This window comes from Pseudomonas sp. BIGb0278, from assembly GCF_024809895.1.
In the GTDB taxonomy this organism is placed as follows: Bacteria; Pseudomonadota; Gammaproteobacteria; order Pseudomonadales; family Pseudomonadaceae; genus Aquipseudomonas; species Aquipseudomonas shirazensis.
Genome location: NZ_JANUEL010000001.1, coordinates 1920738 through 1940075, shown reverse-complemented (window position 1 = coordinate 1940075; position 19338 = coordinate 1920738). Strand labels below are relative to the sequence as shown.

Sequence of the window (19338 nt, the reverse complement as noted above, 5' to 3'; positions counted from 1 at the left end):
GTTTTACTTCAGGCTGTAGGACACACCTGCATACACGCCGAATCCTTCCCCGGGCGTCGCCCGGGGTTGGTCGCTGCCTTGATCGTCATAGCCCGGGGTGACGCTGGCGCTGTAACGTTTGTTGGTCAGGTTGCGCAGGTCGAGCCAGGTTTGCCAGTCTTGTTGCGGTGAGTCCCAACCCAGTCGCGCACCGAACTGGGCATAGGCATCGGCGTGGTTGCTGTTGGCATAGTCGACCTGCACCTTGGACGCCATCTGTGTATTGACGCCGACATGGAAGCCGCTCGGCCAGTCATAGCGCAGCTCGGCCTGGTAGTAGTGCACGGGCAGGCCAGGCAGGCGGTTGTCGCCAAAGCGCTGGTCATCGCGGTAGTGAAAATCGCTGAAGGTATAGGCTTGGCGCAGGCTCAGCTTGCCGCTGCCTGATTGTTCCCAGAGGGTGCTGTCCAGGCTGGCTTCGACCCCTTCATGGACCGTTGCGCTGGCATTGAACTCCTTGGCAGGCAAGCCTTGTACGAGTTCAACCGCCAGCAGCTCATGGCGAACCTGAGCGTAATACCAGGCCAGATCCCAGCGGCCGACGGCCGAGTCGCCTCGCGCGCCAAGCTCGAGCGTGGTCGCCGTCTGGTTTTGCATCTTGATTGGCTGGGTCGCAACCGTAGAACTCCAGATCAGCGACCATGGGTGCGGCGGTTCGACCGAACGGCTGAGGTTGCCGTACAGCTGCAAGTTCGGCTGCCAGTCGTAGCGCAGGCCGATCCGCGGGGCGTAGTCCCAATCGTGCTGGCTGACCTTGCCGCCACTGGCGGGATAGCTGACGTCGCTCTCACGGCGGGTGTAGATCATGGCCAGGCCGGTGGTCAGCCACAGGTCTGGGATCAGCTCCAGTTCATTACCGACGTGCAACACGGTATCCGAACCCTGATAACTGAAGTCGCGGCTGCGGGCGCCGAAATTATCGCCATTGGTGCGGGCAAACTGCGACGCACCGCTGTTAGGCAGGTGCTTGGTGGTACGCCAACCCACGGTGGTCTTGCTCTCGTGGCCCAGCAACGTGTCGCGGCGCAGGTAGTTCAGGGTGCCGCTGACATCGGTGTAGGCCACCTTCAGGCGCATTGGCCCTTCGCGCAGGTCCATCGGGAAATCGTGGTAGACCAACCCAGCTTCAACGCGGGCATCGTCCTCAAGGTAGAAGGTAGTCTTGTTGGCCACCCAGGTGCTGCCCGGCTGCGGGCGGCTGTCGTCACGGGCCAGGTAGGCGGCGTTGGCGGCCCGTGGGTCGTGCTTGATCTGCTCCTTGGTCAGGCGCCCGGCCAGTTCGTTCTCGGTTTCCCGGTAGCGCAGGTAGAAGCGCGTTTCCAGATTCGGGTTGAAGCGATAGCCAACGTTGGCAGCAAAGCCCTTGGCGCTGCCACTGCTGTGCTCCTGGTAACCGTCGTATTCCGAGTCGGTCAGGGCCACGTAGTAGTCGAGCTTGCCCAGTACCTGGCCGGAACTGATCTGGCGATGGGCGTAGCCGCGGCTGCCGGCCTCATAGCGCACCTGCAGGCGATCTGCATCGTAACCGGTGTGGGTCACGTAGTTGATCGCGCCACCGAGCGTGAGCGCGCCCTGATCAAAACCGTTAGCGCCCCGCAGCACCTCTGCGCGGCTCAGCCACAGCGGCTCGAGCAGCTCGTAAGGCGTGCCGCCGGGGCCAGTCAGCGGCAAACCGTCGAACATCGTGTAGACCCCTGAGCCGTGCGCACCCGGCGCACGGTTGATACCCGAGCCGCGGATCGACAGTTTGATGCCCTCATTACCCGCCGACTGGGCAAACACACCCGGTTGATAGGCAAGTACGTCCTGGTTGCTGGCCAACCGCCCTTGTGCCACCTGCTGCATGTCTACCAGATTGGTAGCGCCCGGGACGTGACGCAGGCGCTCGTCGGCCGCCTCCAACTGGCTTTGCGGCTGATCATTGATCAGCAGTTGATCCAGTTCTACGGGAGCGCTGGCCAGCACCGGGCAGCTGGCCGTACTGATCAGCAGGCCTAAGGCGCGAGAGGGTGGAACACAACGCATCGAACGACTCCAATGGCAGGGGCTTACAGGGCAAAGGAGGTCAGACGTACGAGATGTCGCTCGAAGCACGTCCGATTCTTAAGCGGGCAAGTGTATGAAGTTAGAACGTTGTTGTAGGCGATCGCTTTACAACTGCCGGTACTGGAGCGATCGATCCGCGAGTTCGTAAGGTGGTGTCTTACCCCTCTGCTCTGAGGGCCGTATTCGAATCTGCGGAGAACCAGCCATGAACGCCGTCACCCCACCGATTGATGCTCCGGGCAATAACCCGCCCATTTACCTGACGCCGCGCGAGCGGGAAGTACTGTTGTGGTGCGCCTATGGCAAGACCTCATGGGAAATCGGCCAGATCATTGGCTGCAAGGAGGTCACCGTAAATTTTCATGTCGGCAACATTCTCAGCAAGTTCGCCGTGACCACTCGGGTAATGGCGGTGATCAAGGCCATCCGCTACGGCATGCTGCAAGAATAATGAGGAGGCACGACCATGGACGCCGAGCTTCAATCGCCTGACCCAGCCCCGCCTTTGTACTATCTGGCGCGCCACGACCGGTTCTGGCCGCGCATCGAGCTGTCGAGTTTGCGCCAACGCTTGGCGATACCCGCGTACATCAGCGATACCCATCTGCAACTTGCCGGTCAACAGGCCTTGGCGATCGCCGCAGGAGAGTTCGCCAGCTGGCGTCGGCGTTTACGTGCACTGGGCTACACGCAACTCACCGACCTTTGCCGACATGTGCACGGTCGCCGCCTGTGCAGCTGCTATCAGCGTCTGGTCGAGCACTGTACGTTGCGCGCCTTGGGTGGCCGGTCAGCCTTGCAGGGAGCTGCCCATGAATGAGCTTGCCCAGGAAATGCTGCGTAATTGGGCGCAGATTGAGGGTGACCTGGCCAATTTCGACGGCCAGGCCCTGGCTGGCGCGATACTCGGCGCCTGGCTAGTTAGTTCGTCGAAGGGCAAGGCCTGGGTGACGATAAGGACGAGGCGCAAGTTGAGCCTGCAACAACGCCTGCTTACCCTGTTGCTGTCAGCGGGCGTGGGCTACCTATTCATGCCCCTGCTGTTGTCACTGGTGCCTTTCGTCTCCACAGGCGTTGCGGCTTTTGTCGCTGCGGTGGTCGTGATTCCGATCAGTGTCAAGGTGATGCTCTGGCTGGAGAACGCTGATCTCAAGGAAATCGTCCAGCGCTGGCGCCGTGGATCATGATTGTCAGGCCGAATGCACGGCGGCGCTCAGTTGCTCGAGGCGCCGCTCCAGTTCCTGCAGGCGCAGTCGGTCCACGATTTGAATACGCAAGGCTTGCAGGTCGGCAGGCGCCAGCCCCTGCACCAGATCAAGCAGCTCTTGCGCCGCGTTTGCTGGCCCTGCCTGGGCTGTCCGTGCCGGGCTGCCAATGCCAAGCAGCAACCAGTCCAGTGACACGCTGTGGCGGTTGGCAGCTTCTATGCAAAACGCGTAGGGAATGCTCTCGCGCACCTTCCAGCTGCTCAGGGTCTGCGGACTGACGCCCAGCTCTTTTGCAAGTGCGGAATCACTGCTGGTGCCGGTTAACTCCTTTAACCGGTGCAACACCGAAACTAGAGAGGTATTACTCATTATGAATATCCCTGATAAGTTCTGATAAGATCGATGGCACGGATGTACTCAATATGAATAATCTGGATGGATCCTTACCCGCACCGCATGGTACGTAATTATGATAGTGATGAATATTCTGATAGCGCGCGGGAACAACTTGCCCAGCTGTTGTCGGAGCGACTTACAGACTGCCGGTTTTCAGGTGTTCTTGCTGCCGACACGTTGTTCCCTACGACAGACCCACCTGATTGGAGGAGGGCGCTGTGAGTAGTTACAAACTGGTGTGCCCGCATTGCAGCAGCCGGATGCGCATCCGCACCAGCGAAGGGCGGCATGTGTTTCTCAGGGTCGCTTACCTGCAGTGCATCAATGAAGCCTGTGGCTGGTCTGTGCGTGCCGAGTTCGAAATGACCCACGAACTGTCGCCCAGTGGCATGCCCAATCCGGATGTCCAGTTGCCCAGCGCCAACCGCGAGCTGCGCCACGCTGCTCGTAACCCTGACCCGCCAAGGAAACCCGAGCCTGAACCCAGGCAGGGCGCGCGTACGTCGATCTGATCGAAGTGAGCCTGTTGCCCATAAAAAAACACCCCGCAGATGCGGGGTGTTTTATCTTGCCGGATGATCAGCCGATCAGTTGCAGGCCGGCCTGCTGGACCATCTCCAGCAGCGGCTGCGGGTATACACCGAGGACAAAGGCGAGCAGGGCAATTGCCAGCAGCATCACGCCACCGGTCTGCTGCTCCCACTTCAGCGGCGCGTCGTGGCGACGCAGGTTCGGCTCGACCAGGTACAGGGTGACCATGACGCGCAGGTAGTAGTAAACGCCGATGGCGCTACCAATCACCAGTGCACCGACCAACCACCACAGTTGCGACTCGACGCCAGTGGCGATGATGTAGAACTTGCCGATGAAGCCTGCGGTCAGCGGTATACCCGCCAGCGAAAGCATCATCACGGTCATCACCGCAGTCAGGTACGGACGACGCCAGAACAGGCCGCGGTACTCGTACAGGGCGTCGGCGTCACGGCCGGCGTATGGCGACGACATCAGCGTGATCACGCCAAACGCGCCAAGGCTGGTGATCACATAGGTGACCAGGTAAACACCCATGGCTTCCATGGCCAGGCCTTTGCTGGCGATCAAGGCGATCAACAGGTAGCCGAAGTGGGCGATGGACGAGTAACCGAGCAGACGCTTGAGGTTGCTCTGGGTCAGCGCCAACAGGTTACCGATCAGGATCGAAGCTACGGCGATTACCGCCAGCACGGTGCTCAGTACACCGCTGCTGGCAGCAGGCGAGATCATGTACAGACGCATCAGCACCGCGAACACGGCAACCTTGCTGGCGGTGGCCAGGAACGCTGCGACCGGCGCCGGGGCGCCTTCGTAGACGTCCGGGGTCCACAGGTGGAACGGTACCAGCGACAGCTTGAAGGCCAGACCGACCAGCATCATGCCCAGGCCCATCTGAGCCAGCAGGCTTGGCATGTTGGTGCTGGCCAGCGCCTTGGCGATACCGTCGAAGCTTAGGGTGCCTGCATCGGCATACAGCAGCGCCATACCGAACAGCAGGAACGCCGAACCTGCAGCCGACAGCACCATGTACTTGATACCGGCTTCCAGCGATCGCTTGTTGAAGAACGCGTACGCCACCAGCCCGTAGACCGGCACCGAAAGCAGCTCCAGACCGATGAACAGGCTCGCCAGGTGGTTGGCGCTGACCAGTACCAGGCCGCCCAGTGCCGACATGAGCAGCAGCAGGTAGAGCTCTTCGCGGTTACCCGGGTAGCCTTTGGAACCTTCGCCCAGATAAGCATGGGCCAGGGTTACGCAGGCCAGCGTAGCGACCAGCATGATCGCCATGTACAGGCAGGCGAACTTGTCGATGGTGATCAACGGGGTGATCGCCAGCGGCGCGACTTTCAGTGCTGGCAGGATCGACAGCAGTGCAGCGTTGAGACCGATGGTCGACAGCAGGAAGGTCTGCGAGTGGTTGCGCTTCCAGGCGATCGCCAGCATCACCACAACCGTGGTGAGGGTGGTGATCAGCATCGGCGCCAATGCAATGAAGTGTTGAGTGGTGAATTCCATAGCGCTCTTACCGTGCCGAAGCGAGTTGAGTGAATGCGGAACCGAGCCACTGCTGCACGCCACTCATGGTGGCGGCAGAGGTGTCGAGGAACGGCTGCGGGTAGACGCCGAGCACGATCAGCAACACGGCCAGGCCCAGCACCATGATCAGCTCGCGGCCGTCCATGCCAGCAAGCACAGTCTCGGACTTGCTTGGGCCGAAGTAGGCGCGGTGGATCATGATTAGCGAGTAGACCGAACCGAACACCAGGCCAGTGGTGGCAATCACGGTGAACCACGGCACGTGGGCGAAGCTGCCGATCAGGATCAGGAACTCGCCGACGAAGTTGCCGGTGCCCGGCAAGCCCAGCGAAGCAGCTGCAAAGAACAGGCTGATGGCCGGCAAGTAGGCGATACGGTGCCACAGACCGCCCATTTCACGCATGTCACGGGTATGCAGGCGCTCGTACAACTGGCCGCTGAGGATGAACAGCGCGGCAGCCGAAACACCGTGTGCCAGCATCTGGATCACCGCGCCTTGCAGGGCTTGCTGGCTGCCGGAGTAGATGCCGATCAGCACGAAGCCCATGTGCGAGACGCTGGAGAAGGCGATCAAGCGCTTGATGTCGGTCTGCGCGAAGGCCAGGAAGGCCCCGTAGAAGATACCGATCAAGCCCAGGGTCATGGCGATCGGGGCAAACTCGGCCGACGCGTTCGGGAACAGCGGCAGAGCAAAGCGCAGCAGGCCATAGGCAGCGGTTTTCAGCAGGATACCGGCGAGGTCGACGGAACCGGCAGTCGGCGCCTGGGCGTGAGCATCAGGCAACCACGAGTGGAACGGCACTACCGGCAGCTTTACCGCGAAGGCAATGAAGAAGCCCAGCATCAGCAGGTACTCGGTACCGGCCGGCAGGTCGGCCTTGAGCAGGTCGCTGTAGTTGAAGGTGATGACGCCAGTGTTGCCGTAGTTGACCAGTACCAGGGCGAGAATCGCCACCAGCATGATCAGACCACTGGCCTGGGTGAAGATGAAGAACTTGGTCGCCGCGTAGATCCGGGTCTTCTTGCCATCCGCCGAGCTGTGACCCCAGAGCGCGATGAGGAAGTACATCGGCACCAGCATCATTTCCCAGAAGAAGAAGAACAGGAACAGGTCCAGTGCCAGGAACACACCGACCACGCCGCCCAGAATCCACATCAGGTTGAGGTGGAAGAAGCCGACGTGGCGCTGGATCTCTTTCCACGAGCACAGCACCGAAAGCACACCGAGCAGGCCGGTGAGCAGGATCATCAGCAGCGACAGGCCATCCAGCGCCAGGTGGATGCTGATGCCGAAGCGCTTGATCCATTCGACTTTGTATTCGAAGGCCCAGGCAGGTTCGGCGCCCGGAGCAGGGGCCAGGGTGTAGTCACCGTTGGCCCACAGCCAGAGGCCGATACCGAGCAACAGGGACATGGTCAGCAGTGCAATCCAGCGCGGCAGGGTAGAGCCGAAGCGCTCACCCAGCCAGCACAGGAAGCCGCCGATGAAGGGAATCAGGATCAGCCAAGGCAAAATCATGACGGGTTCGTTTCCTTTGGCAAAGTCGCAAGGTTCGCAAGTGTGAAAGTCATACCGCAGCCACCAGCACGGCGCCGAGTACGAGTACTGCACCTACGGCGATCGAAGCGGTGTACCAGCGCAGCTGGCCGGTCTCGGTCTTACTCATGGCGACATGACCGCCACGTGCCAGCCGAGGAATCAGGCCGATGCCGCGATCTACCGGGTCCTTGCGCAGCAAGTGGCAGATCAGCAGGTAAGGTTTGACGAACAGCTTGTCGTAGATCCAGTCAAAGCCCCAGGCGGCGAACCACCAGGCCGTGAGCAGGCGACCGATGCCGCTGTTGGCGATGGCCGTGACCAGGCGACGCTTGCCCAGGAACAGCATGGCCGCCAGCAGGATACCGGCGATGGCAATGGCGCCCGAGGCGATTTCCAGGCTGTGCTTGGCTTCGCCACCGGCATGGCCGACGCTCTGCGGCAGCACACCCGCCAGTGGTGGATGGATCCAGGCACCGACAAAGGTCGACAGCACGATCAGCGTGCCCAGTGGCAGCCAGTGGGAAATCCCATGGCCAGCATGAGCTTCGGTCTTGGCTTCGCCATGGAAGGCAATGAAGATCAGGCGGAAGGTGTACAGCGAGGTCATGAACGCGCCGAGCAGGCCAGCGTAGAGCAGGCCGCTGTTGCCGCTGGCGAACGCTTCCCAGAGGATCTCGTCCTTGGAGTAGAAGCCTGCGGTCAGGATCGGCAGGGCAGCCAGCGCCGCACCACCGACCACGAAGCTGGCGTAGGCCAGTGGCAGTTTCTTCCACAGACCGCCCATCTTGAAGATGTTCTGCTCGTGGTGGCAGGCAACGATCACCGCACCGGAGGCAAGGAACAGCAGCGCCTTGAAGAAGGCGTGGGTCATCAGGTGGAAGATCGCGCCTTCCCAGGCACCAACGCCCAGGGCCAGGAACATGTAGCCGATCTGGCTCATGGTCGAGTAGGCGAGGATGCGCTTGATGTCGGTCTGCACCAGCGCGGCAAAACCGGCCAGTACCAGGGTCACACCGCCAACGATACCGACCAGGTGGAGGATATCCGGCGCCAGGGCGAACAAGCCGTGGGTACGCGCGATCAGGTAGACGCCAGCCGTGACCATGGTCGCGGCGTGGATCAGTGCCGAAACCGGCGTCGGGCCAGCCATGGCGTCAGCCAACCAGGTCTGCAACGGCAGCTGCGCCGATTTACCAACCGCACCGCCGAGCAACATCAGCGTTGCCAGTACCATCCAGGTATCACCAGCCTGGAACTTCTGCGGTGCCAGCACCAGCAGTTCCTGCACATTCAAGGTACCCAGCTGGGCGAACAGAATGAACATGCCGATGGCCATGAACACGTCGCCGATACGGGTCACGACAAAGGCCTTGAGGGCGGCGTTACCGTTGTTGCGGTTGCTGTAGTAGAAACCGATCAACAGGTACGAGCACAGGCCCACGCCTTCCCAGCCGAAGTAGATGAACAGCAGGTTATCGCCCAGGATCAGGAACAGCATGCTGGCGATGAACAGGTTGGTGTACGAGAAGAAGCGCGAGTAGCCGGCTTCGCCACGCATGTACCAGGAGGCGAACAGGTGGATCAGGAAGCCGACACCGGTGACCACGCCAAGCATGGTCACCGACAGGCCGTCCAGGTAGAGGGTGAAGCTCGGCGCAAAGCCATCCACCGACATCCACTGCCAGAGCAGTTGGCTGTAGGCGCCGCCCTCAGGCGGGGCAACGTTGAATTGCCAGATGACATAGGCCGAGACAGCAGCCGAAAGGCCGATCGAGCCAACGCCGATCAGCGCCGAGAGGTTCTCCGAGAACCGCCCGCGCGAGAACGACAGCAGCAGGAAGCCCAGCAACGGGAAGACGAAAGTCAGGAAGAGAAGGTTCATCCGCGCATCTCACTGGCAGCATCGATGTCGAGAGTGTGGAAGCGGCGATACAGCTGCAGCAGGATCGCCAGGCCAATGCTGGCCTCGGCGGCTGCCAGGCTGATCACCAGAATGAACATGACCTGGCCGTCGGGTTGTACCCAACGCGCGCCGGCGACGATAAACGCCAGCGCACAAGCGTTCATCATGACTTCCAGGCTCATGAGCACGAAGAGAATGTTGCGGCGGACCATCAGGCCAACCAGACCAAGGCAGAACAGAATGCCGGCGACTGCCAGGCCGTGTTCCATCGGGATAGCACCCATGATTTACTCCTTCGCCTCGTTGCGGCCCAAATGGAAGGCGGTGACGGCCGCAGCAAGCAGCAGCATCGAAGCCAGTTCGACCACCAGCAGATACGGACCGAACAGGCTGATGCCGACGGTCTTGGCGTCCACGGTGGTGCCGCTGATGCCCGCGCCGCTTGGCGCAACGAACAGCACATAGAGCAATTCAGCCAGCAGCAAAGCGCCCAGCAGCACCGGCCCGGCCCAGATCCCTGGGGTCAGCCAGCCGCGCTCCTGGGCGACCGAAGCCGGGCCCAGGTTGAGCATCATCACCACGAACACGAACAGCACCATGATGGCGCCGGCGTAGGCGATCACTTCCAGGGCACCGGCAAACGGTGCACCCAGCGAGAAGAAGATCATCGCCACGGAAATCAGCGAAATGATCAGGTAGAGCAGGGCGTGTACGGGGTTGGTGCCGGTAACCACCCGCAGGGTGGAAACCACGGCAATCCCGGATGCAAAGTAGAAAGCGAATTCCATCTTTCTGTCCTTATGGGAGCAAGCTCTTCACGTTGATCGGCTCGGCTTCGTTCTGTGCAGCGCCTTTCGGCTTGCCAGCGATTGCCATGCCCGCAACACGGTAGAAGTTGTAGTCAGGGTATTTGCCGGGGCCGGAGATCAGCAGATCTTCTTTCTCGTACACCAGGTCCTGACGCTTGAACTCGGCCATTTCGAAATCCGGAGTCAGCTGGATTGCGGTGGTCGGGCAGGCTTCTTCGCACAGGCCGCAGAAGATGCAGCGCGAGAAGTTGATGCGGAAGAACTCCGGGTACCAGCGACCGTCCTCGGTCTCGGCCTTCTGCAACGAAATGCAGCCGACCGGGCAGGCCACCGCGCAGAGGTTGCAGGCTACGCAACGCTCCTCACCATCGGGGTCGCGGGTGAGGACGATGCGGCCGCGATAGCGCGGCGGCAGGTACACAGCTTCTTCTGGGTATTGCAGGGTGTCGCGCTTGCGGAACCCGTGGGAGAACACCATGGCCAGGCTGCGCAGCTGCGTGCCGGTGCCCTTAACGATGTCGCCGATATACTTGAACATGGGTCAAATCCTCACTGGGCCGCGACGGCTGGCGTGTTGTAAAGCACGATCGCAGCGGTCACCAGCAAATTGATCAGGGTCAGCGGCAGGCAGAACTTCCAGCTGAAATCCATCACTTGGTCGTAGCGCGGACGCGGGATCGACGCACGGAGCAGGATGAACAGCATGATGAAGAACGCGGTCTTCAGGGCGAACCAGAGGAACGGCACCTGCGGCAGGATGCCGAACGGGCCATGCCAGCCACCGAAGAACAGCGTTACCAGCAGCGCCGAGATGAGGATGATGCCGATGTACTCACCGACGAAGAACATGCCCCACTTCATGCCGGCATATTCAATGTGGTAACCGTCGGCCAGTTCCTGCTCGGCTTCTGGCTGGTCGAAGGGGTGACGGTGAGTCACGGCCACGCCAGCGATGAAGAAGGTGCAGAAGCCAAAGAACTGCGGAATGATGAACCACAGGTTCTGCGCTTGATATTCGACGATGTCGCGCATGTTGAACGAGCCAACCTGCACGACCACGCCCATCAGCGCCAGGCCCAGGAACACTTCGTACGACACGGTCTGCGCCGAGGCCCGCAGGGCACCGAGCAGGGCGTACTTGTTGTTCGACGACCAGCCTGCGAACAACACCGCATAGACCGATAAACCGGCCATGGCGAAGAAGAACAGCAGGCCGATGTTCAGGTCGGCAACACCCCAGCTTGGGGTGATCGGGATGATCGAGAAGGCAATCAGCAGTGCGCTCATGGCCACTACGGGTGCCAGGGTGAAGATCACCCGATCAACGAACGGCGGGTTCCAGTCTTCCTTGAAGAACATCTTCAGCATGTCGGCTGCGATCTGGAACATGCCGAACGGGCCAACCCGGTTCGGACCGTAACGGTCCTGCCACCAGCCCAGCAGGCGCCGCTCGACAAAGCTGAGCAGCGCGCCGCAGACCACTACCGCGAGCAAGACCACAACGGCCTTGACCACGGCGATGATCGCGTCGATCACTTCGGGGGTGAACCAGGTCATTGTGCTGCCTCCTGCAGGCCTTCGACGGATGCACCGAAGATGGCCGGTGGTATCCCGGCCAGGCCTTTCGGCAACGCGACCAGGCCTGCGCCCAGCTGTTCATTGATACGCAGCGGCAGGCGCAGCGAGACGCCAGCGACGGTCAGGCTGAGCAGCGTGCCTTCGTTGACGCCGAGGCGGTCTGCTTCGGACTTGGCCAAGGCCACATAGGCTGGCTGGATGCGCTCTTGCACCGGTGCAGCGCGCGAGGAGGTTTCTTCGCTGCCGAACAGGTGGAACAACGGCACCGCTGTCCAGGTACCACGGGCCGGGCTGAACGCTGCCGGGATCGCGCTGAACCAGTTCAGACGGTCACCCTGCGACTCGATCAGGCGCACGCCTGGGTCACCTGCACGCAGATGGCCACCGACCTCATCCTGAAACTTGTTCCAGGCTTGCGGCGAGTTCCAGCCCGGCGACCAGGCGAACGGCACTTGTTGGCGCGGTTCGACCGAACCCGAGTAGCCTTCCATGGAGAAGGCGAACGCGGTGTCCTTGTCTTGCGGAGTACGCGGCTCGTGCACGCTGATGTTGGCGCGCATGGCCGTACGGCCGGAGTAGCGCAGCGGCTCACGGGCAAGCTTCAGGCCCTTGATGCGGAACGCAGCACTAGGCGCGGCGTTGACGATCGCGGCCAGTTGCGGCGTGGCGGCAGCGCAGGCGCTGGTGACGTGGTCCAACTGAGTCCAGTCGACCGGCTTGTTGAGCAGGGTCGCGCGCAGGGCGTGCATCCAGCGCCAGCCTTCGTGGATCTGGATGCTGCTGTCCATGTAGGTCGGATCGAACACCTGGAAGAAGCGCTGGGCGCGGCCTTCCTGGCTGACCAGAGTACCGTCGCCTTCGGCAAACGATGCCGCCGGCAGGACCAGGTGAGCGCGCTCGCTGGTGGCAGTCTTGGAGTGGTCGGCAACGATGACCACCTTGGCCGCAGCCAGAGCAGCGTCGACCTTGGCCGCCGGAACACGGGCGTACAGATCGTTTTCGACCACGACAATAGCGTCAGCCTTGCCGCTGATGACCGCATCCAGCGCAGCGTCCACCGAATCACCACCGAGCATGGCCAGGCCGAGGCTGTTGGCCTCAGGCACCACCAGGCTCAGCGAACCATTCTTCTCGCGCAGCTTGAGCGCTTTGGCGATGTTGGCGGCGGCTTCGATCAATGCAGGTTCGGCCAGGGAAACACCCGACACCACCAGCGGACGCTGGGCAGCGACCAAGGCATCGGCGATACGCTGGGCCAGGGCCTTGGCCTCGTCGTCCAGACCGATTACCGCTGGAGCACTTGGATCGATTGCGTGGGCGACAGCGAAGCCCAGGCGCGCCAGGTCGGCGGGGGCGGCGTGCACGCACTCTTCAGCGACGTCATCGAGCTTGGTTTCAGCAAGGCTTGCGATAAACAGCGGGTACAGCGCGTGCTGACCGATGTTTTTCACTGCGGCGTCGAGCCACGGCTGTACGCGCATCGCGTCGGCCATGGCCTCGGCCTTGCCTTTGGTGGCCTGGCGAACCGACAGGGCGACGCGCGCTGCGGTTTGGGTCAGGTCTTCACCGAGTACGAACACCGCATCGTGGTCTTCGATGTCGCGCAGGGTCGGCACCGGCAGCGGGCTGTTGTTGAGCACGTCCAGCACCAGGCGCACGCGCTTGAGCTCGGCAGCTTCCATGCCGGAGTAGAAGTACTCGGCACCGACCAGCTCGCGCAGGCCGTAGTTGCTTTCAAGGCTGGCCCGTGGCGAACCGATACCAACGATGGTGCGGCCGCGCAGCAGGTCGGCAGCCTTGTCCAGCGCAGCATCGACGCTCAGTTTGTTGCCATCGGCCAGCAGCGGCTGGCGCGGACGGTCCTTGCGGTTGACGTAGCCGTAACCGAAGCGGCCACGGTCGCACAGGAAGTACTGGTTGACCGAACCGTTGAAGCGGTTTTCGATACGACGCAGTTCGCCGTAGCGCTCACCCGGGCTGATGTTGCAACCGCTTGAGCAGCCATGGCAGATGCTTGGGGCAAACTGCATGTCCCACTTACGGTTGTAACGCTCGGAGTGGGTCTTGTCGGTGAACACACCGGTCGGGCAGACCTCGGTGAGGTTGCCGGAGAACTCGCTCTCGAGCACGCCATCTTCAACGCGACCGAAGTAGACGTTGTCATGGGCGCCGTAAACACCTAGGTCGGTGCCGCCGGCGTAGTCCTTGTAGAAGCGCACGCAGCGGTAGCAGGCGATGCAGCGGTTCATCTCGTGTGCGACGAACGGGCCGAGGTCCTGGTTCTGGTGGGTGCGCTTGGTGAAGCGGTAACGGCGCTCGTTGTGGCCGGTCATTACCGTCATGTCTTGCAGGTGGCAGTGACCGCCTTCTTCGCAGACCGGGCAGTCGTGCGGGTGGTTGGTCATCAGCCATTCGACGACGCTGGCGCGAAACGCCTTCGACTCGTCGTCTTCGATGGAAATCCAGGTGCCATCGCTGGCAGGAGTCATGCAGGACATGACGATACGACCGCGGGTGTCGTTTTCGTCGGTGTACTGCTTGACCGCACACTGGCGGCAGGCACCGACGCTACCAAGCGCCGGGTGCCAGCAGAAATAAGGGATGTCGAGGCCGAGCGACAGACAGGCCTGTAAGAGGTTGTCTGCACCGTTGACTTCGAGCGCTTTGCCGTCTACGTGGATAGTGGCCATGGTTCAAAGTTCTTCGTTGGCCCGCGTAAGCGGGCGTGGCTAATGGAAATCTGTGTGCCTGCGGCTCGCATCGGTCAATACCGTGCGCGCCTGCGAGGCTGGCGGGTGGCACGGACCACCCGCATGCAGTTGTGTTACGCGCCGGCCACAGTCGGTTCGACCTGGATCGGCTTGGCCAAATCCGGGCGCAGGGTGTGCTCGCTGGTAGCAGCGACACCGGCCTCGAACTCGGAGCGGAAGTATTTGATGGCGCTGCCCAGCGGCTCGACGGCACCCGGTGCGTGGGCACAGAAGGTACGACCAGGGCCGAGGAAGTTGACCAGGCCGAGCAGCGTCTCGATGTCTTCTGCCTTGCCCTGGCCGTTCTCCAGCGCACGCAGCATCTTCACGCTCCACGGCAAACCATCACGGCACGGTGTGCACCAGCCGCACGACTCACGGGCAAAGAACTCTTCCATGTTGCGCAGCAGCGACACCATGCTGACGCTGTCGTCGACTGCCATGGCCAGGCCGGTACCCATCCGGGTGCCAACCTTGGCGATGCCGCCGGCGTACATCTGCGCGTCGAGGTGCTCAGGCAACAGGAAGCCGGTACCGGCGCCGCCTGGTTGCCAGCACTTGAGCTTGAAGCCATCGCGCATGCCGCCGGCGTAGTCTTCGAACAGCTCACGGGCGGTCACGCCGAAGGGCAGTTCCCACAGGCCTGGGTTTTTCACCTTGCCGGAGAAGCCCATCAGCTTGGTGCCGTGGTCTTCGCTGCCTTCGCGGGCCAGCGACTTGTACCAGTCGACGCCATTGCCAACGATGGCCGGCACGTTGCACAGGGTCTCGACGTTGTTCACGCAGGTCGGCTTGCCCCATACGCCAACGGCGGCAGGGAAGGGTGGCTTGGAGCGCGGGTTGGCGCGGCGGCCTTCGAGCGAGTTGATCAGCGCGGTTTCTTCACCGCAGATGTAACGCCCGGCACCGGTGTGAACGAACAGCTCGAAGTCAAAACCGCTGCCGAGAATGTTCTTGCCCAGCAGGCCAGCGGCCTTGGCTTCGTCGATCGCACGGTTGAGGTTTTTCGCGGCGGTGGTGTATTCGCCACGCAGGAAGATGTAACCGCGGTAGGCCTTGAGGGCGCGGGCGCTGATCAGCATGCCCTCCACCAGCAGATGGGGCTGTTGCTCCATCAGCATGCGGTCTTTCCAGGTGTTGGGCTCCATTTCATCCGCGTTGCACAGCAGGTAGCGGATGTTCATGGATTCGTCTTTGGGCATCAGGCCCCACTTCACCCCAGTGGGGAAGCCGGCGCCACCACGACCCTTGAGGCCGGCGTCCTTGACGGTCTGAACGATGTCGTCCTGGGACATCTGCGCCAGTGCCTTGCGGGCAGCGGCGTAGCCGTCCTTGGCCTGGTACTCGTCGAGCCAGATCGGCTCGCCGTCGTCACGCAGGCGCCAGGTCAGCGGGTGAGTCTCGGCGGCGCGCGCAATGCGGTTGGCCGGGCCGAAGGAAGTGATGGTCATACGTAACCCTCCAGCAGTTTGGTCACGCCAGCAGGCTGCACGTCGCCAAAGGTGTCATCGTCGATCATCAGCGCCGGGGCCTTGTCGCAGTTGCCCAGGCAGCACACCGGCAGCAGGGTGAAACGCCCGTCTGCAGTGGTCTGGCCGAGGCCGATGCCCAGCTCGCTTTGGATCTGGCTGACCACCGACTCGTGGCCGCCGATGTAGCAGACCATGCTGTCGCAGACACGGATGATGTGCCGGCCGACCGGCTGACGGAAGATCTGGCTGTAGAAGGTGGCCACACCCTCGACGTCGCTGGCAGGAATCCCGAGCAGCTCGCCAATCGCATAAATGGCGCCGTCCGGGACCCAGCCGCGTTGCTTCTGGACAATCTTCAGGGCTTCGATAGACGCCGCACGCGGATCCTCGTAGTGGTGCTTTTCGTGCTCGATGGCCGAGCGCTCGGTTTCGCTCAGGGCGAAACGGTCGGTTTGGATAAGCGTGTTATTCATGCTTAGCGGTCCACGTCAGCCATAACGAAGTCGATACTGCCCAGGTACGCGATCATGTCCGCGACCATGCTGCCTTTGATCACCGAAGGGATCTGCTGCAGGTGCGGGTAGCTCGGCGTACGAATCCGGGTGCGATAGCTCATGGTGCCGCCGTCGCTCGTCAGGTAGTAACTGTTGATGCCCTTGGTCGCTTCGATCATCTGGAACGACTCGTTGGCCGGCATGACCGGGCCCCACGAGACTTGCAGGAAGTGCGTGATCAAGGTCTCGATGTGCTGCAGGGTGCGCTCTTTCGGCGGCGGCGTGGTCAGCGGGTGATCCGCCTTGTACGGGCCTTCCGGCATGTTGCGCATGCACTGGTCGATGATGCGGATACTTTGGCGCATCTCTTCGACGCGGACCATGCAGCGGTCGTAGGCATCGCCGTTGTTGGCCAGCGGCACTTCGAACTCAAAGTTCTCGTAGCCGGAGTATGGCCGCGCTTTACGCAGGTCGAAGTCCAGGCCAGTGGAACGCAGGCCGGCACCGGTGACGCCCCATTCCAGGGCTTCTTTGGTGTTGTAGGCGGCAACGCCGATGGTCCGGCCCTTGAGGATGCTGTTCTGCAAGGCGGCCTTGTTGTACTCATCGAGGCGCTTGGGCAGCCAGTCGACGAAGTCCTTGACCAGTTTCTCCCAGCCGCGTGGCAGGTCGTGGGCGACGCCACCGATGCGGTACCAGGCCGGGTGCAGGCGGAAACCGGTAATCGCTTCGATCACGGTGTAGGCGCGCTGGCGGTCGGTAAAGGTGAAGAACACCGGGGTCATGGCGCCGACGTCCTGGATGTAGGTTCCCAGGAACAGCAGGTGGCTGGTGATGCGGAAGAACTCGGCGAGCATGATGCGGATCACGTCGACCTTCTGCGGCACCTGGATCCCCGCCAGCTTCTCGACCGCGAGCACGTACGGCAGGTTGTTCATCACCCCACCGAGGTAGTCGATACGGTCGGTGTAGGGGATGAAGCTGTGCCAGGACTGACGCTCGGCCATCTTCTCGGCGCCACGGTGGTGGTAACCGATGTCCGGCACGCAGTCGACGATCTCTTCACCGTCCAGCTGCATGACGATACGGAAGGCACCGTGCGCAGACGGGTGGTTCGGGCCCAGGTTGAGGAACATGTAGTCCTCGTTGGCGCCCTGACGCTTCATGCCCCAGGCTTCCGGGTTGAAACGCGCCGACTCTTCTTCAAGCTGCTGCTTGGCCAGGGTCAGGCTGAACGGATCGAATTCTGTGGCGCGCGCCGGGAAGTCCTTGCGCAGCGGGTGACCTTCCCAGGTCGGCGGCATCAGGATACGGGTCAGGTGCGGGTGGCCGGCAAAGTCGATGCCGAACATGTCCCAGACTTCACGCTCGTACCAGTTGGCATTTGGCCAGATACCGGTCACCGAAGGCAGGTTGAGGTCGCCTTCACTGAGCGAGACCTTGATCATCACGTCGCTGTTACGTTCTACCGAAAGCAGGTGGTAGAACACGCTGAAGTCAGCTGCCGGCAGGCCGCGGCGATGAGTGCGCAGGCGCTCGTCGACACCGTGCAGGTCGAACAGCATGCTGTACGGCTTGGCCACGTTGCGCAGAAACGCCAGCACTTCCTTGAGTTGGGCGCGCTTGACCCACAGCACCGGCATGCCGGTACGGGTCTCCTGGGCGACGAAGGCGTCGGCGCCAAAGCGGTTGTTCAGTTCGACGACCACATCTTGGTCGTCAGCCTTGTAAGGCGGAATATAAATAGCGGTGTCCGCTGTCATGGTCTCGGTCGCTTTCGGTCAACGTAGAGAATGAAGCCAGGCCGCCGGCTCCAGGGGGAGCGGGCGGCAGGTCGCTGGATCAGACTTCGTCGGGGCTGCGCAGGTTGGTGACCTGAATACGCTGTTCACGACGCAGGTCTTTCTGGGCAGGCATCTCGGCACGGTAAATGCCTTGATCGCCTACTACCCAGGAGAGCGGACGTCGTTCTTGCCCGATCGATTCCTGCAGCAGCATCAAGCCTTGCAGGAACGCCTCGGGGCGTGGCGGGCAGCCGGGTACGTAGACATCCACGGGGAGGAACTTGTCGACCCCCTGAACGACCGAGTAGATGTCGTACATGCCACCGGAGTTGGCGCACGAACCCATGGAAATGACCCATTTTGGTTCGAGCATCTGCTCGTACAGGCGCTGAATGATCGGCGCCATCTTGATGAAGCAGGTACCGGCGATGACCATGAAGTCGGCCTGACGCGGCGAGGCCCGGATGACTTCGGCGCCGAAGCGGGCGATGTCGTGGGGTGCCGTGAACGCCGTGGTCATTTCCACGTAGCAGCAGGACAGGCCGAAGTTATACGGCCACAGGGAGTTCTTGCGACCCCAGTTGACCGCACCACGAAGCACATCTTCGAGTTTCCCCATGTAGATGTTCTTGTGGACCTGGTCTTCGAGCAATTGATCGGTAACGGTTTCCCGCTCACCGACCGGATATTGCTCGTTGGGTGCATCCGGATCGATTCTGGTGAGATTGTATTGCATGCCAAAGCCTCATTGTTTCAGCTTCGCTTGCCGCTTGCGACGACCTTCGGGAGCCCAATCGAGGGCCCCGACGCGCCATAGGTAGACAAGACCTGCCAACAGAATTGCTATGAAAACGAGTGCTTCGACGAATCCGGTCCAGCCGCTTTCGCGGACGGACACAGACCATGCAAAGAGAAAGAGGGCTTCGATATCGAAGATCACGAAGAGCATCGCGACCAGATAGAATTTTGCCGACAGGCGCATGCGCGCCCCGCCGGTAGGCAGCATGCCGGATTCAAAGGGTTCGTTCTTGGCGCGGCCCCAGGCTTTGCTGCCGAGCAGGGCGGACAGGCCGAGCATGAAGGCGCACAGGCCGACGACACCCAGAAGGAAGATGGCAAAGCCCCAGTTGTGGGCGATGAGTCCTGCTGAATCCGACATGCTAGAAATCCTTATACAGAGACCCAGCTCTGCAGTCTGAAATAAGTAACGCGGCGACGCGGTGTCGCGGGTGCAGTGACCAAATGTCGC

General features: G+C 61.8%; 19 protein-coding genes. 4 read left to right on the top strand and 15 right to left on the bottom strand.

All coding sequences use genetic code 11. The annotated features are described in order from the left end of the window. Positions 1-3: 3 nt before the first annotated feature. Complete coding sequence (locus M2396_RS08715; RefSeq protein ID WP_188035697.1) at positions 4-2064, bottom strand: TonB-dependent receptor domain-containing protein; 2061 nt, start codon at positions 2062-2064, stop codon at positions 4-6. A gap of 226 nt (positions 2065-2290) precedes the next feature. Here M2396_RS08715 and M2396_RS08710 point away from each other — a divergent pair, with 226 nt between their 5' ends. The 3 genes from M2396_RS08710 to M2396_RS08700 are packed head-to-tail and all read left to right on the top strand — an operon-like array spanning position 2291 to position 3272. Next, on the top strand, positions 2291-2536 hold the full coding sequence (locus tag M2396_RS08710; RefSeq protein WP_101318363.1) for a helix-turn-helix domain-containing protein: 246 nt from the start codon (positions 2291-2293) through the stop codon (positions 2534-2536). A 15-nt stretch (positions 2537-2551) separates the two neighbouring features. Continuing rightward, positions 2552-2905 (top strand): head completion/stabilization protein, encoded by a 354-nt coding sequence (locus M2396_RS08705; protein WP_101318365.1) that lies wholly within the window; start codon positions 2552-2554, stop codon positions 2903-2905. Continuing rightward, positions 2898-3272, top strand: coding sequence for a hypothetical protein (locus M2396_RS08700; RefSeq protein WP_224785543.1), 375 nt, complete (start codon positions 2898-2900; stop codon positions 3270-3272). Before M2396_RS08705 ends, M2396_RS08700 begins: the two co-directional genes overlap by 8 nt. Positions 3273-3275: 3 nt before the next feature. Here the strand turns inward: M2396_RS08700 and M2396_RS08695 are convergent, their stop codons facing one another. After that, positions 3276-3662 (bottom strand): helix-turn-helix domain-containing protein, encoded by a 387-nt coding sequence (locus tag M2396_RS08695; RefSeq protein WP_150571304.1) that lies wholly within the window; start codon positions 3660-3662, stop codon positions 3276-3278. 245 nt (positions 3663-3907) lie between these two features. Here M2396_RS08695 and M2396_RS08690 point away from each other — a divergent pair, with 245 nt between their 5' ends. Continuing rightward, positions 3908-4201: an ogr/Delta-like zinc finger family protein gene (locus M2396_RS08690; protein ID WP_224785544.1), complete on the top strand. Its 294-nt coding sequence runs from the start codon at positions 3908-3910 to the stop codon at positions 4199-4201. 67 nt (positions 4202-4268) lie between these two features. Here M2396_RS08690 and nuoN read toward each other — a convergent pair whose 3' ends face one another. From nuoN to M2396_RS08625, 13 genes are all read right to left on the bottom strand, one after another. Then, the gene (nuoN, locus tag M2396_RS08685) at positions 4269-5738 is read right to left on the bottom strand and encodes an NADH-quinone oxidoreductase subunit NuoN (RefSeq protein ID WP_259074195.1); all 1470 of its coding nucleotides are present in this window, start codon (positions 5736-5738) and stop codon (positions 4269-4271) included. 7 nt (positions 5739-5745) lie between these two features. Continuing rightward, complete coding sequence (gene nuoM, locus M2396_RS08680; RefSeq protein WP_101318371.1) at positions 5746-7278, bottom strand: NADH-quinone oxidoreductase subunit M; 1533 nt, start codon at positions 7276-7278, stop codon at positions 5746-5748. A 49-nt stretch (positions 7279-7327) separates the two neighbouring features. Continuing rightward, positions 7328-9181: an NADH-quinone oxidoreductase subunit L gene (gene nuoL / locus M2396_RS08675; protein WP_101318373.1), complete on the bottom strand. Its 1854-nt coding sequence runs from the start codon at positions 9179-9181 to the stop codon at positions 7328-7330. Then, the gene (gene nuoK / locus M2396_RS08670) at positions 9178-9486 is read right to left on the bottom strand and encodes an NADH-quinone oxidoreductase subunit NuoK (RefSeq protein ID WP_103436825.1); all 309 of its coding nucleotides are present in this window, start codon (positions 9484-9486) and stop codon (positions 9178-9180) included. The genes nuoL and nuoK overlap by 4 nt, the downstream gene beginning before the upstream one ends. A 3-nt stretch (positions 9487-9489) precedes the next feature. Next, a complete protein-coding gene (gene nuoJ / locus M2396_RS08665) occupies positions 9490-9990 on the bottom strand; it encodes an NADH-quinone oxidoreductase subunit J (protein WP_101318377.1) in 501 nt (166 codons plus the stop codon). 10 nt (positions 9991-10000) lie between these two features. Continuing rightward, the gene (gene nuoI, locus M2396_RS08660; RefSeq protein WP_101318379.1) at positions 10001-10549 is read right to left on the bottom strand and encodes an NADH-quinone oxidoreductase subunit NuoI; all 549 of its coding nucleotides are present in this window, start codon (positions 10547-10549) and stop codon (positions 10001-10003) included. 11 nt (positions 10550-10560) lie between these two features. Next, complete coding sequence (gene nuoH / locus M2396_RS08655; RefSeq protein WP_101318381.1) at positions 10561-11568, bottom strand: NADH-quinone oxidoreductase subunit NuoH; 1008 nt, start codon at positions 11566-11568, stop codon at positions 10561-10563. Beyond that, positions 11565-14279: an NADH-quinone oxidoreductase subunit NuoG gene (gene nuoG, locus M2396_RS08650; protein WP_181089390.1), complete on the bottom strand. Its 2715-nt coding sequence runs from the start codon at positions 14277-14279 to the stop codon at positions 11565-11567. The genes nuoH and nuoG overlap by 4 nt, the downstream gene beginning before the upstream one ends. A gap of 134 nt (positions 14280-14413) precedes the next feature. Beyond that, a complete protein-coding gene (nuoF, locus tag M2396_RS08645) occupies positions 14414-15790 on the bottom strand; it encodes an NADH-quinone oxidoreductase subunit NuoF (RefSeq protein WP_101318384.1) in 1377 nt (458 codons plus the stop codon). Then, entirely contained in the window at positions 15787-16284 is a 498-nt protein-coding gene (nuoE, locus tag M2396_RS08640) for an NADH-quinone oxidoreductase subunit NuoE (RefSeq protein ID WP_101318386.1), read from the bottom strand. The genes nuoF and nuoE overlap by 4 nt, the downstream gene beginning before the upstream one ends. Positions 16285-16286: 2 nt before the next feature. Then, a complete protein-coding gene (gene nuoC, locus M2396_RS08635; RefSeq protein WP_101318388.1) occupies positions 16287-18068 on the bottom strand; it encodes an NADH-quinone oxidoreductase subunit C/D in 1782 nt (593 codons plus the stop codon). Between the two features lie 79 nt (positions 18069-18147). Continuing rightward, complete coding sequence (locus tag M2396_RS08630) at positions 18148-18825, bottom strand: NADH-quinone oxidoreductase subunit B (protein WP_101318390.1); 678 nt, start codon at positions 18823-18825, stop codon at positions 18148-18150. 9 nt (positions 18826-18834) lie between these two features. Then, positions 18835-19248, bottom strand: a complete 414-nt coding sequence (locus M2396_RS08625) for an NADH-quinone oxidoreductase subunit A (protein ID WP_101318392.1) — start codon at positions 19246-19248, stop codon at positions 18835-18837. Positions 19249-19338 lie beyond the last annotated feature (90 nt).